Source organism: Novosphingobium sp. PhB57, from assembly GCF_004342985.1.
Classification (GTDB): domain Bacteria; phylum Pseudomonadota; class Alphaproteobacteria; order Sphingomonadales; family Sphingomonadaceae; genus Novosphingobium.
In genome coordinates this window covers 110,771-127,077 of sequence record NZ_SMBO01000002.1, presented here as the reverse complement: position 1 = coordinate 127,077, position 16,307 = coordinate 110,771, and the positions used below count along the sequence as shown (strand labels likewise).

The following is a 16,307-nucleotide window of genomic DNA, read 5'->3' as shown; positions in this document are numbered from 1 at the left end:
CCGGCCCGCGCGTCGGGTCGGTCCGCCCTGCTCTTCTGACCTTTGGGTTCAGACCTTGTGCGGCCCGAAGAGAATCATGGCCGCGCCCACCAGACAGACGGCTACTCCGCCGAGATCCCAGCGATCCGGGCGAACGCCCTCGGCGATCCAGAGCCACAACAGGGCCGAAAAGATGTAGATTCCGCCATAGGCGGCATAGGCCCGCCCGGCATTGCTGCTGTCCACCAGCGTCAGCAGCCAGGCGAAAAGCACGAGCGAAGCGCAGCCCGGTAATAGCCAAAGGGGAGACTTCCCCATCCGCAGCCAGGCCCAGAACGCAAAACAGCCCCCGATTTCGGCCAGCGCCGCGCCGATGTAGATGATAACGCTCTGCATTCCCGATCGATAGCGAGGGGCGGGCAGCCTGTCTCCCGGCTTCTGGGGCCATGGCGCAAGGGCGAGGCAGCGGGCGACGAAAGCGCCGGCGTCCCGGAAACAGCGGCGCAAGTCAGCCTGACGCGAGTCCAGGCCATTCACCCGGGTCGCGCCGCCTGCTAGGCAAGGGCAATGACGTCGATCTACCACCCGCCGGTCAAGCGCTCGATCGAGATCGCGGGTCACAAGACCTCGATCAGCCTCGAACCGGTGTTCTGGGACCTGCTGCGCCAGGTTGCCGCGGAAGGGGGGATTCCGATCAACGCGCTCGTGGCGCGGATCGATGCCGAGCGGCTGGAAGCGGAAACCCCGCCCGGTCTGGCAAGCGCCATTCGCGTATGGCTGGTCGCGGCCCTGCAGGCCTGAACGCCCGGCCTTGCGATACAAAGCGATGAGGCGCCAAACGGTAAGGGGCGGAAACCTTGCGGTCCCGCCCCTTGGGTACACTGCGATGGCTCGCAGGAGATCGTGTTCCCGCAGGAAATCAGTAGGTGGACGGCGGATCGCTGGCCGGGAAGCTCTCGTCGATCGCCTCGTCGGTCTTGGACCAGCGCGGCGGCTTGTGAGTCATGTTCTCCGGCCCGGCATCGCGCACGCTATAGTTCTCGGACCCGCCGGCGGTTGCCGCCTGCTGGCCGTCGCGATTGGCATACTTGTAAAGCGCGTAGCCGATGGCTCCGGCTGCGGCCAATTTGATCAAGCCCATGGTCGTTGCTCCTCCTGGGGTGTCCGGACCCTTTCGGGTATTCGGGGGAGCAACGCGCCATCGCGCCGATAGGTTGCGTTACTCGCCGCCGACCCGTTCGATCTGTGCGCCGACCAGAGCGAGCTTTTCTTCCAGCCGCTCGTAGCCGCGATCGAGGTGGTAGAGGCGGTGTACCTGCGTCTCGCCCTCGGCCGCCAGGCCGGCGATGACCAGGCTCATCGACGCGCGCAAGTCCGTTGCCATCACTTCCGCGCCGGTCAGCTTCTGCACGCCGTGGACCACGGCGGTGCGGCCCTTGGTCTCGATATGCGCGCCCATGCGGTTGAGTTCGGGAACGTGCATGTAGCGGTTCTCGAAGATCGTCTCGGTCAGCACGCTGGAGCCTTCGGCACGGCACAGCAGGGCCATCAGCTGGGCCTGCATGTCCGTGGCGAAACCGGGGTAAGGCGCGGTGGAAAGGGTGACGGGCTTCAGCGGACCGTCGGCCGCGACATGGAGGCCGTCAGCCGTCGGTTCGACATGGACGCCAGCATCGCGCAGGGCCTGCACGGTGGCTTCCATATCCTCGATCTTCGCGCCCTTCAGCGTCACTTCGCCGCCGGTGATCGCCGCCGCGCAGGCATAGGAGCCGGCCTCGATACGGTCGGGCATGACCATGTAGGTCGCGCCGTGAAGACGGGACACGCCGTGGATGGTGAGGTCCGAAGTACCGATCCCTTCGATCTGCGCGCCCATGGCGACCAGCAGGTTGCAGAGGTCGACGATCTCGGGCTCGCGCGCGGCGTTGTGCAGCGTGGACTTGCCGGTGCAGAGCACGGCGGCCATCAACGCGTTCTCGGTCGCCCCGACCGAGACCACCGGGAAGGAATAGCGGCCACCGGGAAGGCCGCCGTCCGGCGCGATGGCGCGGACGTAGCCGGCCGCCATCTCGATCTGGGCGCCGAGCGCTTCCAGGGCCTTCAGGTGCAGGTCGATCGGGCGGTTGCCGATCGCGCAGCCGCCGGGCAGCGACACGGTCGCCTCGCCCATGCGGGCCAGCATCGGGCCGAGCACCAGGATCGAGGCGCGCATCTTGCGCACGAGATCGTAAGGCGCCACCGAACTGGTGATGCGGGTGGCCTGGAGCGTCATCACCCGGCCGAAATCTTCGGGACGGCTGCCGGCGATCATCGTCGAGATGCCGAACTGGTTCATCAGGTGCTGGAACCCGTCGATGTCTGCCAGGCGCGGCAGATTGCGCAGGGTCAGCGGCTCTTCGGTCAGCAAGGCACAGGGCAGGAGCGTCAACGCCGCGTTCTTCGCGCCGGAAACGGGGATGGTGCCGGAGAGGCGCTTGCCGCCTTGGATGATGATCTTGTCCATGGCCCGCTCTTTAACGGGATTTGGCCGTGCAGCAAGCACACCTCGGAGAAAGATGGATAGACTGTTGCGCTGCATCTGCGAAGCGGCTTTAATCGCATTGTAACCAAACGGAGTCAGACCTTTACCCATGTCTGCACCACAGTTCAAAAAGCCCGTCCGAAAAGCCGTATTTCCGGTAGCAGGACTTGGAACCCGCTTTCTTCCCGCCACAAAGGCGATTCCGAAGGAACTTCTTCCGGTCGTCGACCGGCCTCTGATCCAATACGCGGTCGACGAAGCCCGCGAAGCCGGGATCGAGGAGTTCGTCTTCGTCACCGGCCGCGGCAAGACCGCGATCGTCGAACATTTCGATACGGCCTATGAACTGGAAGCGACCATGTCCTCGCGGGGCAAGTCGCTCGACCCCCTCGAACCGACCCGCATCCAGCCCGGCAACCTGGTGACCGTGCGCCAGCAGGTCCCACTCGGCCTGGGCCACGCGGTCTGGTGCGCCCGCGCCGTGATCGGCGACGAACCTTTCGCGATCTTCCTTCCCGACGAACTGATGTACGGCTCGCCCGGCTGCATGGCGCAGATGGTCGAAGCCTATAACGAAGTGGGCGGCAACCTCGTCTCGGTGCTCGAAGTGCCGCAGGAAGAAGTCTCCAGCTACGGCGTGATCGCGCCGGGCGCCACGCTCGACGTGCTGGGCGGTGCGCTGACCGAAGTGAAGGGCCTGGTCGAAAAGCCCAAGGTGGCCGAAGCGCCCTCGAACAAGATCGTTTCGGGCCGCTACATCCTCCAGCCGGAAATCATGGATCTCCTGGCGAACCAGGGCAAGGGCGCCGGCGGCGAGATCCAGCTCACCGATTCGATGGCCAAGCTGATCGGCCAGCAGCCGTTCCACGCGGTGACTTTCGCCGGTCAGCGTTTCGACTGCGGTTCGAAGGTCGGCTTCGTGGAAGCCACGCTCGCCATCGCGCTCGATCGCTCGGATATCGGCGAGGAAGTGCGGACCATCGCGAAGAAGCTCCTGGGCTGAGCCTTTCTTCCCTGTGATTCAGACGAAAAGCGCGCCCCGCAAGGCGCGCTTTTTTCTTGGGCGGGAATGATCGGAAGAGCGCCGTCGAACCGCTGGCTCCGGCGTTCTGTCCGCCGGAGAGCGATCACACCGATCGGCGCGTTGTCAGTGGCGAACCGGGTCCGTCAGGCGCGCCATGATCGAGGCGACATAGGCCTGGGTCTCGCGGATGCGCGGGATTCCGCCCGCCTTCTGCACGCGGCCGGGACCGGCATTATAGGCCGCGAGCGCCTTTTCGATGTCGCCGCCGAAAGCATCCAGCTGCATGCGCAGATAGCGCGCGCCGCCTTCGAGGTTGGCCATCGGGTCGCCCGCATTGACCCCCATCTGCGCCGCCGTGCCGGGCATGAGCTGAGTCAGCCCGCGCGCGCCGACGGGTGAGAGCGCCGCCTCGTTCCAGCGGCTTTCCTGCCAGACCACCGCTTCGAACAGGGTCGGGCTGATGTCGTACTTGGCCGCGAGTTCCGCCACCCGCGCCCGCCAGCGGGTGGGACCCGCAGCATCGAGCGCCTGGGTGATCGACTGGGGATGGAGCTGCGAGGCTTCCAGTCCGGCCGGAACCGGCTCCACTTCGGCCACTTGCGCGCCCACGGTGTCACCGCCCTGCCCCGCCGGACCGCCGGCCACCCACTGGTAGCCGCCGGTGCCAACCTGGAGGACATCGGCCAAGGCGGCCTGCGGACAAGCGAAGCCGGACACAGCCATCACGGCCGCGCCGGCGATCCCTATCATGCGATTCGTGATCCGCGTCATCGCCGCCCTGTTACTCCAGCCCGGTACACCCCCTCAAGGCCGGAGATTCGCAGGGCGGCGGCACGCATCACTGAATGCCCAGAGCCGTGCGAATCGCGCGCCAGGACAGCATCTTGAAGTTCTGCGCCTTCGGGGCATTGTCCCCGTCCTGCGCGACCATCAGGCCCTCCGGGAACTGCGGACCGAAATCGCCGAGCGCGACTTCGATGCCGTCGGTGTCGCTGGTTCCGCCGATCGGACCGCCATTGATGCGGAAACGGCCGGAGAGCGTGCCCGAAGACAAGTCGAACAGGGCATAGGCATTGTCGCCCTGGCTGGAAGCCACGAGCCAGGCCCGGCCCCCGCTCTCGCGCGCGATCGCCAGCCCCTCGACATCGGCGACGAGGCCATCCTGCGCCCCGACACGGGCGAAGGGCTCGGCCACCAGGGTGGCGCCGGCCAGCGGCACCTTCCAGATGCCGACGTCTTCCTCGGCCACGAACAGCACCTTGCCGGCATCGTCCACCACGCAGCCTTCGGACTGCGTCGCGAACTTCACCAGCCGCACGTAGTCCGCGGCAATCCGGCCGTCCTTTTCGACCAGGCGGCTCTCCGCCACCGAGCCGTCCTTGAGCACGACATAGGCGCGGGCCAGTTCGTCACGCGCCAGGGGGCTGCCCATGCAGAAGCCGTAAGCTTCGGCCGGGGCATGGCCGGCGGGCAGGAACGTCTCGGACCCGAGCGCCGCCAGCTTGCCGGTGGCACCGTCCAGCGCGAAAAGCGCGATGCGCGGCTCGGCGCGGTCGGTGCGGTCGCTCGCGCCCACGAGGATCCGCTGCGAACCGTCGGCGAAGCGCACTTCGCGCAAGTCGGCATTGTTGAGCGCGCCTGCCGCGGCGAAATCCCGCACTTTGCCGTCGAGGCCGTAGACGTAGAGCCCCGCCTTCTTGTCGGTGCCCAGCACCAGGCTGGCGGCCGGATCGGCGGCATTGCGCCAGATCGCCGGATCGTCGGCAGCATCGACATTGGCCGTGCCGACCGGGTCGGTCTCGGCCTGCGCGGGAACATCCGTGGCTGGAAGCATGGCGGCGGCAGGCGCCCCGCCCGTCGTCGCGCATCCGCCAAGGGCGCCAAGCAGAAGGGCCGGGAGCAATGCTCCCGACCCCTGCTTCACGATTCCCGAAAGGTTCGTGAAGGCTGCCTTCATCAGAAGGTCACCCGCGCGCCGAACTTCACGGTCGAGCCATATTCCTCGTACTGGAGGACGCGCTTGGCGCCGCCGAGGTTCTGATAGGCGAAGTACTTGGCATTGTTGACGTTCACCCAGTCCGCGAAGAGGCGGATGTTCTCGGTGACCTTGTACTTGGCCGAGAGGTCCAGCTGGAAGTGCTGGTTGACCGTGCGGTCGGTCTCGGCGTCGTCGCCCACTTCGTCGAGGTACTTGTCGCGGAAGGTACCGGCGGCGCGCAGGCTGACCGGGCCCTTCTCGTAGCCGAGCACGACGTTGAAGGTGTTCTTCGACGCGTTCGGCAGGGCGATGCGGCGAGCGATCTGCGTGCCGTCATCGTCGGAGAACACGGTGCCGCGGGCATAGGTGTACGTGTAGTTGATCTGCGTCAGCAGCCCGTCGAACGGCGAGGGCAGCATCGAGAACACCTGGCTGAAGCTAGCTTCCAGGCCGGCGATCGTGGCGGTGTCGCCGTTCACCGGAACGGTCAGCTCGTCATAGGCGATGCCGTTGTAGACGCCGCTTTCCTTCGAGTTGTAGCTATAGGTGTAGTCCTTGACCGACTTGTAGAAGCCGCCGATCGAGAGGGCACCGTTGTTCGTGAAGTAGTAGTCGAACCCGGCGTCGAAGTTCCAGGCCTGGTAGGGCTTCAGCTCCGGATTGCCGACTTCCAGCTCAAGATCGTCGTTGATCGTGTTGCGCGGGGCCAGCTGCGAGAGCTTGGGGCGCACGATCGTCTTGTAGCCGGCCGCGCGGGCGACCAGGTTCTGCTGCGGGCTGAAGCGCAGCGTCAGGCTGGGCAGCCAGTTGGTGTAGTTGCGCTTGTAGTTCAGCGGATCGATGGTGATCGTGTCGTCGCCATTGTCGGTGACGAGGCTGCCGTTGAGTTCGTTGTGCGTGCGCTCCATACGCACGCCGCCGATCACGCGGAGCGTCGAGCTATCCCAGCGGGCCATCGCGTAGCCGGCCAGGATGTCCTCACGCACCGAATAATCGCTGACGGCCGAGTTCAGGGCACTTTCGTAGTCGTTGATGACGAACGAGTCCGGGTTCGACAGCAGGTAGTCGGCCGGGCCGGTCTTGCTGGCGACCGGGCCCATGTCGACCAGGCGATAGGTCTGCTTGCCCAGCACGTCGGCCAGCGTGTAGTCCGGCGCGCCGTCGGCCAGTTCGTAGTAGTTCATGTTGAAGTCGTAGGACTTCTTGCGCCAGCGCGCCTTGGCGCCGGCCTGAACGGTGAAGTCGCCATTGTCGCCGGCAAAGGTGCGGGCGAGGTCCGCCTTGACGGCCCATTCCTCATCCTGGCTATCGGACAGGGTGGTCAGCTCGGTCTTGTTGAATTCATAGGCCGAGGCGTCGTTGAACTCGCTGTCCGGGTCGGCGGTGACCGCGTAAGTCGGATAGTACTTGTTCGCGTAGTCGGTGGCGACCACCACGCCTTCGTTGAAGCGGGCGCGGAAGCGGGTCGGGTCGATCGAGAACGTTTCCTTCTCGCTCGACTTGGCATAGCTCGCCTGCCAGTTGAACTTCCACGTACCGGTGTCGGTGTCGCTGCCGATGGCGACGCTGCGGATGCGCTGGCGTTCGAAGCGATCCTTGAGGTCGCGCTCGACGGTGATGCGCTCGTCATCCGAATCGAAGGTGGCGCTGGAGTCCGTGCTGCTGCTCGGACCGTCGAAGTCGCTGAAGTCGAGCGTGGTGCGGCGGCGATATTCGTGATCGTCGAACTGCGCCCAGTTGCCGCGCACGTAGGCCTTGGTCGTGTCCGACACGCGCCAGTCGGCCGAGAGCGCGGCGTTGATGCGGGTGCGCTCCACGTCATAGTCGCGGTATTCAACCGATTCGGCCCAGGCATTGCCGCTATCGTCGACGTTCCAGCCGCCGGTCTCGACGTTGTCGGTCTCGAACTTGCGCTTGTAGTAGCTGACCGAGCCGGCGATGCCGAAATCGTCGCCCAGCTTCTGCGTGAAGTCGAACGAACCCTTCGGCGTGACCTTGCCCGAATAGTCGTTCCAGCTGCCCTCGGCGCTGAGCGAGTAGCGGTTCTTTTTGGAATCGAAGGCGCTGGTGGTCTTGATCTCGACCGAGGCGCCGATGAAGTCGCCGTCCATATCGGGGGTGAAGGACTTCTTCACTTCCACCGATTCGATGGTGTCCGACGAAACCACGTCGAGCGCGACCGAGCGGGCGTCCGATTCCGGCGCCGGCATGCGAACACCGTTGATCGAGGTGCCGTTGAGATCGGGATCGAGGCCGCGAACCGAAACGTAGCGGCCTTCGCCCTGGTCGTTGAGGATGTTCACGCCCGGCAGGCGGCGCAGCGATTCGGCGACGTTCTGGTCGGGGAACTGGCCCACGGCGTCACGCGTCAGCACCGAGACCACGCCGTCGGCAGCCTTCTGGCGCGACAGGGCGCTGGTGAGGTTCGCGGTCTGGCCGGTGACGAGGATGTCGCCGCCGCCGATCGCAGGCAGGTCGAAGTTGCTGGCGATGCGGCCGGTGGCGGCCACCGAGACGCTCTGGGTGGTCACTTCGGCGCCGACATAGCGCGCTTCCAGGGTGTAGGTACCAGCGGGCACGTCACCGAAGATGAAGTTGCCTCCCCGGTCGGTCTCGGCCGAGCGGTTCAGTTCGACGATGCGAACCGAAGCCGACTGCAACGGACGCACGCCCGACGCGTCATGAACGCTGCCGGCGACTTCGCCGGCGTGCGCGATCGTGGCGAACGATGCCGAGGCGAGCAGGCCGGCTGCGATCCGGAAGGAGGTTTTCATGTACTGGAACCCTGTTTTGCGACGAATTGCGGCGCGTCTAGGCAGGGTTCGTGACAGTTACGTGCCAATGTCATGGCACTTTCGTGACATCGCTGCAGTGCAGCAAAAAAGCCACAGTCCGCGCGTTTTCACGTGGAACATCCGCAACTTGCTTGCGGTTCACCGAATCTCGATAAGGGGAGAATGGTGCTGCTGGGGAGGATTGAACTCCCGACCTCGTCATTACCAATGACGCGCTCTACCACTGAGCTACAGCAGCGCTCTTTTCCGTGTCCGGAAAGGCTGTGTCCCGGCGACCCGGGGCAGGGGCGGGCTAATGTCCGTGACCGGCCTGATTGTCAAGCGCCTCTTGCGCATTCTTTTTCAGAAAGCCATTTCCAGACCCATCGAAGACCGTTCCGAAAGACGCCTGACCATGACGCAAGCCCAGCAAACCCGCGACGAAAGGCTCGCCGCCAAGCTTCGGGAAAATCTTCGCCGCCGCAAGGTCCAGGCACGCGCACTGGCTTCCGATGCCCCTGCCTCCGCCAGCGAAGCGTCGGCAGGGGACGCGGATAGCGCCGCTGCGGGCGAATCGAACGCTGAAAACGAATCAGCCGGTCTTTCCAAACCCGCCCCGGAAAGCTAGGGGCTGCGCCCAGACATAGAGTCAGTCTGCCAACGGGCGTTTCCCGAGGGGATCGCCGCTGAGACCTGGGAGTACGCCTTGCCTCGCCTGATCCTCGTCCGCCACGGCCAGAGCCAATGGAATCTCGAGAACCGCTTCACCGGATGGTGGGACGTCGACCTTACCGAAAAGGGTGAGGAAGAAGCCCGCGCCGCAGGAACGCTTCTGAAGGAAAAGGGCATCCTGCCCACCGTCGCCTTCACCTCGCTGCAGACCCGCGCGATCCGCACCCTGCACTTCGCGCTCGAAGCCGCGGGCCTGCTCTGGATCCCGGAGACCAAGGACTGGCGCCTCAACGAGCGTCACTACGGCGGCCTCACCGGCCTCAACAAGGCGGAAACCGCGGCCAAGCACGGCGACGACCAGGTCAAGATCTGGCGCCGCAGCTTCGACACGCCGCCGCCGGTCCTGGAGCGCGGCAGCGCGTTCGATCTCTCGTCCGATCCGCGTTACGCCGGGATCGACGTGCCGATGACCGAAAGCCTCAAGGACACCATCGCACGCGTCCTGCCTTATTACGAAGGCTCGATCGTCCCGCACCTCAAGGCCGGTGCCGATGTGCTCGTCTCCGCCCACGGCAACAGCCTGCGCGCGCTGGTGAAGCACCTCTCGGGCATCTCGGACGACGAGATCACCGGTCTGGAAATCCCCACCGGCCAGCCGATCGTCTACGAACTGGCAGACGATCTCGCGGTGCTCGACCGCTACTACCTGTCGGAGCGTTGACATGAGCGGGGTGGGGGCTCCTGTTGCCATCGTCATGGGCAGCCAGTCCGACTGGCCGACCATGCAGCGCGCTGCCGAGATGCTGGACAAGCTGGGCGTCGCTTACGACGCGCGGATCGTCTCGGCGCACCGCACGCCGGAGCGGCTGGTCGATTTCGCCAAGGGTGCGGACGGCGAAGGCTTCAAGGTCGTGATCGCCGGTGCGGGGGGCGCCGCCCACCTGCCCGGCATGATCGCCTCGATGACCCACCTTCCCGTGCTGGGCGTGCCGGTACAGTCCAAGGCGCTTTCGGGACAGGACAGCCTGCTCTCGATCGTGCAGATGCCCGCCGGCATTCCGGTGGGCACGCTGGCGATCGGCGAGGCAGGCGCGGCCAATGCCGGTCTGCTCGCCGCCGCGATCCTCGCCACGTCCGACCCGGCCCTGGCCGAACGCCTCAAGACGTTCCGCGCAGACCAGACGGCGAGCGTCGCCGAACGTCCCTCCTGACCGATCGAGCAAGCACCTGAAGATGATCCCTCCCGGCGAAACCATCGGCATACTCGGCGGCGGCCAGCTCGGCCGGATGATCGCGATGGCCGCCGCCCAGCTCGGCTATCGCTGCCACATCTACGCACCGGAGGCCGATTCCATCGCCGCCGAAGTGAGCGCGGAATTCACTTGTGCCGCCTGGGACGATGCCGAAGCGATGGCCCGCTTCGCAGCGAGCTGCGCGGTCGTGACTTACGAGTTCGAGAACGTGCCGGTGGCGCCGCTCGCGGCGCTGGGCAAGGTACCGCTGCTGGCCCATGCCCGCGCGCTCGAAACCGCACAGGATCGCCTGAGCGAGAAGCGCTTCGTCACCGAACTGGGCGGCACCCCTGCCCCCTTCGCGCCGGTGGACTCGGCCCAGGACCTTGCAAAGGCCGTCGCCGCGATCGGCGCACCGGGCATCCTCAAGACCCGGCGCGACGGCTATGACGGCAAGGGCCAGTGGCGCATCATGATGCCCGAAGACGCCGAGGGGCTCGATCTTCCGGACCAGGCGCTCATCTACGAGGGCTTCGTCACGTTCTTCGCCGAATTCTCGGTGATCCTGTGCCGCGGCGCGGACGGCGACATCCGCTACTTCGATTCCGCCCACAACGTGCATGAGGGCGGCATTCTCTCGGTCAGCACGGTGCCTGCCCCGCAGCGCCTGCTCGACCAGGTTCCCGCCGCGCGCGCGCTGGCCGCCAAAGTGGCCGAAGCGCTGGACTATGTCGGCGTGCTCACGCTGGAATTCTTCGCGACCGAGAACGGACCCGTCTTCAACGAGATGGCGCCGCGCGTGCACAATTCCGGGCACTGGACCATCGAGGGCGCTGTCACCAGCCAGTTCGAGAACCACGTCCGCGCGATCTGCGGCCTTCCGCTGGGCGAAACCGGCCTGGCCGCCGATGCCGTGGAAATGCGCAACCTGATCGGTGACGAGGCGGACGACTGGGCCAAGATCCTGGCCGATCCGGCCAACCATCTGCATCTCTACGGCAAGGGCGCTTCGCGTCCCGGCCGCAAGATGGGCCATGTCACCCGCCTCTCCTTCCAGCGCGACTGACCCAGAGCCTTGGCGCAGGACCTCTTCCTCATCTACGCCCGCGCCGCCAACGGCGTGATCGGCCGCGACGGCGCCCTGCCCTGGCGCCTGCCTGCCGATCTCCGGCGATTCAAGGCCATGACCCTCGGCAAGCCGATGATCATGGGCCGCAAGACGTTCGACAGCTTCCCTTCCCCGCTTCCCGGCCGCCGCCATATCGTGCTTACCCGCGACGCGGCATGGACGCCCGAGGGCGCGGAAGTGGCCCATTCGGTGGACGAAGCGCTGGCCCTGGCGGGTGACGGCGAAGTGGCGGTGATCGGCGGCGCGGAAATCTACCGCCTGTTCCTGCCGCTGGCCCCCCGCATCGAACTGACCGAGATCCACGCCGACTATCCCGGCGATACCGAAATGCCCGCGGCAGGCCCGCAATGGCGCGAAGCCGCGCGCGAGGAGCATCCCGCCGCGGGTGATTTTCCCGCGCATGCTTTCGTCACGCTGGTCCGGGACTTATAGGCCTGATCTGACATGATTCGTCTCGACAACCGCGAACCCGTTCCCGAATCGATGCGCGGCGCCGTTCTGGCGCTCGGCAACTTCGACGGGTTCCACCAGGGCCACCAGGCCGTGGTGGGCGAGGCCATCCGCTGGGCCCGCGAACTCGGCCGGCCCGCCATCGTCGCGACGTTCGATCCCCATCCCGTCCGCCTGTTCCAGCCAGACGCGCCCGCCTTCCGCCTGACCACGCTGGACCAGCGGCAGGACCTGTTCGAGGCGGCCGGCGCCGACGCCATGCTGCTGCTCCATTTCGACCGCGCCATGGCCTCGATGGAAGCGGCAGACTGGATCGAACAGGTGCTCGGCCGGCAGCTTGGCTGCGTCGGTGTCGTCACCGGCGAGGACTTCACGTTCGGCAAGGGCCGTGGCGGCAATCCGCAGGTCCTGCGCGAGGTCGGCGCGCGCATCGGCCTGATCGGCCGCACCGTCGGCGCCGTCCACGACGAGCGGGGCGTCATCTCCTCCAGCCGCATCCGCGACGCGCTGAAGCTGGGCGAGTGCGAGACCGCCACCCGCCTGCTCACCCGCCCTTTCGCAGCGCGCGGCGTGGTGCAGCACGGGGGCAAGCTGGGCCGGACCATCGGCTTCCCCACCGCCAATATCGACATGCACAACTACTTGCGCCCGCGCTACGGCATCTACGCCGTGACCGGACGCATGCCGGACGGACGCGTGCTGCCCGGCGCCGCCAACATGGGCGTGCGCCCGACATTCGAGCCGCCGATCGAACTGCTCGAACCTTACTTCTTCGACTTTTCGGGCGATCTCTACGGACAGGAGATCGAGGTGGCCTTCCACCACTTCCTGCGTCCCGAAGCCAAGTTCGATTCGCTCGACGCCCTGGTGGCGCAGATGGGCCGCGACTGCGACCGGGCCCGTGAGCTGCTGTCGCACATCGGCTGAGCAAAGCCCGCTCGCCTCAAAAAACGACATCGCCCTGAACGCGTCTCAGGATCCATTCCTCCGCCCGCACCGTCCTGTCCGCCGGGTGCGATCGAAACCCGCGTATCGCCATGCCTGCGAACTCTTCCAACAGGCGCGCAATTGCTCTAGTGCGCAGCGCATATGACCGAACAGCGCGATTATAGAGCGACCGTCTTCCTTCCGAAGACCGATTTCCCCATGAAAGCCGGGCTCCCCCAGAAGGAGCCGGGTATTCTTGCGCGCTGGCAGGAACAGGACATTTACCGCAAGACGCGCGAAGCGCGGGCCGACCGCGACATGTTCGTGCTGCACGACGGTCCGCCCTACGCCAATGGCGACATGCACATCGGCCATGCGCTGAATCATATCCTCAAGGACATGGTCGTCCGCACCCAGACCCTGCTGGGCAAGAATGCCCCGTATGTCCCCGGCTGGGACTGCCACGGCCTGCCCATCGAGTGGAAGGTCGAGGAAGAGTACCGCAAGAAGAAGAAGAACAAGGACGAGGTTCCCGCAGAGGAATTCCGCGCCGAATGCCGCGCCTATGCCCAGAACTGGGTCAATGTGCAGCGCGAGCAGCTCAAGCGCCTCGGCGTCAATGGCGATTGGGACAATCCCTACCTGACGATGGACTTCCAGGCCGAAGCCACCATCGTCGGCGAACTGCTTAAGTTTGCCGAGAACCAGATGCTCTACCGCGGCGCCAAGCCGGTGATGTGGAGCCCGGTGGAAAAGACCGCGCTGGCAGAAGCTGAGGTCGAGTACGAGGACATCGTCTCGACCCAGATCGACGTGGCCTTCGAGATCACCGAATCGCCCATCGCGGAACTGGTCGGTGCCCATGCCGTGATCTGGACGACCACGCCCTGGACGATCCCGACCAACCAGGCGCTCGCCTATGGGCCGGAGGTGGAATACCACCACTACCGCGCGCATGACGGCCGCCGGTTCCTGATCGCCGTGCCCTTGCTCGAAGCCTTCTTCGCGCGCACCGGCCTGGGCCCCGTGGCCGAGAACATGATCGGCGATGCCGACTTGTCCGAATACGCGCTCGGCACTTATCGCGGCGCCGACCTCGCCGGCACTCTCGCCCGCCACCCGATGCATGCGCTGGGCGGCTTCTTCGCCGAACCGCGTCCGCTGCTGGCAGGCGATTTCGTCACCACCGAGAGCGGCACCGGCCTCGTCCACATGGCACCCGACCACGGCGAGGACGACTTCCTGCTGTGCAAGGCGCATGGCATCAATCCCAAGTTCGTGGTCGAAGCCGACGGCAAGTACCGCGAGGACTGGGGCTGGCTGGGCGGCCAGGGTTCGGTCATCAACCCGAAGTTCAATGCCCCCGACGGCCCGATCTGCTCGGACCTGCGCGAGGCTGGCGCGCTGCTGGCGGCTTCGGCCGACTACAAGCACTCCTATCCGCACTCCTGGCGTTCCAAGGCCAAGGTGATCTTCCGCTGCACCCCGCAGTGGTTCGTGCCGATGGACAAGGCGATGACTCACATCTCGCCCAAGAGCCGCGCCGATACCCGCTGGGAGAACGAAGGCGGCGCCATCGATCCCGCCGAGGAAAACCGGGACGACGCGCCCACGCTGCGCGAAGCCGGGCTCCAGGCCATCGCCGACACCCGCTTCGTTCCCGAAAAGGGCCGCAACCGCATCGGCGCCATGGTCGAAGGCCGCCCGGACTGGGTGCTCAGCCGCCAGCGCGCCTGGGGCGTGCCGATCACCCTGTTCGTCGACCGCAAGACCGGCGAATACCTCGTCGACCCCGCCGTCAACGACCGCATCGTCAATGCCATCCTCGCCCGCGGCGTGGACGCCTGGTCCGATGAAGCCGCGCAGGACCTGCTCGGGCCGGACTACAGCGCCGACGACTACGAGCGCGTTGCCGACATTCTCGACGTCTGGTTCGATTCCGGCTCGACTCACGCCTTCGTGCTCGAATCGGGGCGCTGGCCCGACCTCTTGCGCCCCGAAGGCTACCAGGGCCCCAAGGCGGACCTCTATCTGGAAGGCAGCGACCAGCATCGCGGCTGGTTCCAGTCCTCGCTGCTCGAATCCTGCGCCACGCGCGGCCATGCGCCTTACAAGGCAGTGCTGACTCACGGCTTCACGATGGATGCCAAGGGCTTCAAGATGTCGAAGTCGCTGGGCAACACGATCAGCCCGCTGAAGGTCATGGAAACCAACGGCGCCGACATCATCCGTCTCTGGGCGCTCTCGGTGGACTTCACCGAAGACCACCGCATCGGCGACGAGATCCTGAAGGGCGTGGCCGACCAGTATCGCAAGCTGCGCAACACCCTGCGCTACCTGCTGGGCGCGCTGGACGGTTTCTCCGACGAGGAGAAGCTGCCGGTTGCCGAGATGCCCGAGCTGGAACGCTACGTGCTCTCGCTGCTGGCCGGCGTCGACGCCGCGCTGCGCCAGGCCGTCGCGGACTTCGACTTCAATACCTACGTGCGCACCCTGCTGGACTTCTGCAACGAAGACCTTTCGGCCTTCTTCTTCGATATCCGCAAGGACTGCCTCTACTGCGACAGCCCTGCCGATCCGAAGCGCCGCGCCTATCGCACGGTGCTGGACACGCTGTTCCACGCACTGGTGCGCTATGCCGCGCCGGTCACCGTCTTCACCGCCGAGGAAGTCTGGCAGAGCCGCTTCCCCGGCAGCGAGAGCGTGCACTTGCTCGAATGGCCGGAAGTCCCGGCCGTGGAAGCGGACGCTGCCCGCTGGTCCGAACTGCGCGCCCTGCGCGTGAAGGTGACCGAGGCGATCGAACCGCTCCGCCGCGAGAAGATCGTCGGCTCCAGCCTGGCCGCCGAAGTTACGGTTCCCGCCTCTGCGCCGGCCAGTGCCTCCGACGCAGATCTGGCCGAACTGTTCATCACCGCGAAAGTCGCGCGTGGGCAGGGGGATGACGTGACCGTCACGCCTTCCACCAACCACAAGTGCGGCCGCTGCTGGCGCCATCTTCCCGAAGTTTCGGAAGACGGCGCCCTGTGCGACCGCTGCGATGACGTGGTCGGCGCGCTGGAGACCGAGGCATGAGCGCCGAGATGACCGTTGGCCGCAAGCGCCTCATCGGCTTTCTGATCGCCGCCGTGGTCTTCATGGTGGACCAGGGCTTCAAGGCCTGGGTCGTCACCGGACTGAAGCTGCGCGACGTGGGCGTGATCGAGCTGGCGCCGTTCTTCAACTTGCGCTGGACCAAGAACCTGGGCGTCTCGCTCGGCCTGTTCACCGCGGATTCGCCGGAGGGCCGCTGGGCCCTGGTGGCGATGACCGGCGCAATCGCGCTGTTCGTCCTCATCTGGATGCTTCGCGAACGCAAGCTGGGCGAAATCGCCGCGCTGGCCATGGTGCTGGGCGGTGCGCTGGGCAACATCCGCGACCGCTTCACCATGGGCTACGTGATCGACTATGCCGACCTTCACTTCGGTGAATGGCGCCCGTTCCTCATTTTCAACATCGCAGACGTCGCCATAACCGTCGGCGTCCTGATTATCCTTGCCCGCTCATTGCTTTCGCGCGACAAGCCGGAAACGAATGGCGGACATGACACGGCGCCCGACGCCGCCCCGGAGATTTGAGTTG

16 protein-coding genes and 1 tRNA gene are annotated in these 16,307 nt (G+C 66.0%); 10 read left to right on the top strand and 7 right to left on the bottom strand.

Translation table 11 applies throughout. The features are described 5' to 3' along the window. Positions 1-48: 48 nt before the first annotated feature. A complete protein-coding gene (locus EDF58_RS08270) occupies positions 49-375 on the bottom strand; it encodes a YnfA family protein (RefSeq protein WP_132264420.1) in 327 nt (108 codons plus the stop codon). A gap of 171 nt (positions 376-546) precedes the next feature. Between EDF58_RS08270 and EDF58_RS08265 the strand changes: the two genes are divergently transcribed. Further along, the gene (locus EDF58_RS08265; RefSeq protein WP_132264419.1) at positions 547-780 is read left to right on the top strand and encodes a ribbon-helix-helix domain-containing protein; all 234 of its coding nucleotides are present in this window, start codon (positions 547-549) and stop codon (positions 778-780) included. 118 nt (positions 781-898) lie between these two features. Here EDF58_RS08265 and EDF58_RS08260 read toward each other — a convergent pair whose 3' ends face one another. Next, positions 899-1,120, bottom strand: a complete 222-nt coding sequence (locus tag EDF58_RS08260; RefSeq protein ID WP_132264417.1) for a hypothetical protein — start codon at positions 1,118-1,120, stop codon at positions 899-901. A gap of 78 nt (positions 1,121-1,198) precedes the next feature. Continuing rightward, the gene (gene murA / locus EDF58_RS08255; RefSeq protein ID WP_132264415.1) at positions 1,199-2,482 is read right to left on the bottom strand and encodes a UDP-N-acetylglucosamine 1-carboxyvinyltransferase; all 1,284 of its coding nucleotides are present in this window, start codon (positions 2,480-2,482) and stop codon (positions 1,199-1,201) included. A gap of 127 nt (positions 2,483-2,609) precedes the next feature. Between murA and EDF58_RS08250 the strand changes: the two genes are divergently transcribed. Next, complete coding sequence (locus EDF58_RS08250) at positions 2,610-3,503, top strand: UTP--glucose-1-phosphate uridylyltransferase (protein WP_132264413.1); 894 nt, start codon at positions 2,610-2,612, stop codon at positions 3,501-3,503. 144 nt (positions 3,504-3,647) lie between these two features. On the opposite strand, the gene EDF58_RS08245 is transcribed toward EDF58_RS08250, so the two are convergent. The 4 genes from EDF58_RS08245 to EDF58_RS08230 all read right to left on the bottom strand — a co-directional run bounded on the left by EDF58_RS08245 (position 3,648) and on the right by EDF58_RS08230 (position 8,535). Next, positions 3,648-4,295: a lytic transglycosylase domain-containing protein gene (locus tag EDF58_RS08245; protein WP_132264411.1), complete on the bottom strand. Its 648-nt coding sequence runs from the start codon at positions 4,293-4,295 to the stop codon at positions 3,648-3,650. Positions 4,296-4,362: 67 nt separating this feature from the next. Continuing rightward, positions 4,363-5,481, bottom strand: a complete 1,119-nt coding sequence (locus EDF58_RS08240; protein WP_132264409.1) for a phytase — start codon at positions 5,479-5,481, stop codon at positions 4,363-4,365. Beyond that, positions 5,481-8,276, bottom strand: coding sequence for a TonB-dependent receptor (locus EDF58_RS08235; protein ID WP_132264408.1), 2,796 nt, complete (start codon positions 8,274-8,276; stop codon positions 5,481-5,483). The genes EDF58_RS08240 and EDF58_RS08235 overlap by 1 nt, the downstream gene beginning before the upstream one ends. 184 nt (positions 8,277-8,460) lie before the next feature. After that, a tRNA-Thr gene (locus EDF58_RS08230) sits at positions 8,461-8,535 on the bottom strand. Positions 8,536-8,592: 57 nt separating this feature from the next. Between EDF58_RS08230 and EDF58_RS08225 the strand changes: the two genes are divergently transcribed. The 8 genes from EDF58_RS08225 to lspA all read left to right on the top strand — a co-directional run bounded on the left by EDF58_RS08225 (position 8,593) and on the right by lspA (position 16,303). Continuing rightward, positions 8,593-8,904, top strand: a complete 312-nt coding sequence (locus EDF58_RS08225) for a hypothetical protein (RefSeq protein WP_132264406.1) — start codon at positions 8,593-8,595, stop codon at positions 8,902-8,904. 78 nt (positions 8,905-8,982) lie between these two features. Further along, positions 8,983-9,669: a 2,3-diphosphoglycerate-dependent phosphoglycerate mutase gene (gpmA, locus tag EDF58_RS08220; protein WP_132264404.1), complete on the top strand. Its 687-nt coding sequence runs from the start codon at positions 8,983-8,985 to the stop codon at positions 9,667-9,669. A gap of 1 nt (position 9,670) precedes the next feature. Continuing rightward, positions 9,671-10,159, top strand: a complete 489-nt coding sequence (gene purE, locus EDF58_RS08215) for a 5-(carboxyamino)imidazole ribonucleotide mutase (RefSeq protein WP_132264402.1) — start codon at positions 9,671-9,673, stop codon at positions 10,157-10,159. Positions 10,160-10,181: 22 nt separating this feature from the next. Beyond that, positions 10,182-11,246: a 5-(carboxyamino)imidazole ribonucleotide synthase gene (locus EDF58_RS08210; RefSeq protein WP_132264400.1), complete on the top strand. Its 1,065-nt coding sequence runs from the start codon at positions 10,182-10,184 to the stop codon at positions 11,244-11,246. A gap of 9 nt (positions 11,247-11,255) precedes the next feature. After that, complete coding sequence (locus tag EDF58_RS08205; RefSeq protein WP_132264398.1) at positions 11,256-11,741, top strand: dihydrofolate reductase; 486 nt, start codon at positions 11,256-11,258, stop codon at positions 11,739-11,741. Between the two features lie 12 nt (positions 11,742-11,753). Continuing rightward, positions 11,754-12,686, top strand: a complete 933-nt coding sequence (locus tag EDF58_RS08200; RefSeq protein WP_207912873.1) for a bifunctional riboflavin kinase/FAD synthetase — start codon at positions 11,754-11,756, stop codon at positions 12,684-12,686. A gap of 162 nt (positions 12,687-12,848) precedes the next feature. Beyond that, entirely contained in the window at positions 12,849-15,761 is a 2,913-nt protein-coding gene (gene ileS, locus EDF58_RS08195; RefSeq protein ID WP_132264397.1) for an isoleucine--tRNA ligase, read from the top strand. Further along, positions 15,758-16,303 carry a signal peptidase II gene (lspA, locus tag EDF58_RS08190; protein ID WP_132264395.1) on the top strand — a complete coding sequence of 182 codons (546 nt, stop codon included), beginning with the start codon at positions 15,758-15,760 and terminating at the stop codon, positions 16,301-16,303. The genes ileS and lspA overlap by 4 nt, the downstream gene beginning before the upstream one ends. Positions 16,304-16,307 lie beyond the last annotated feature (4 nt).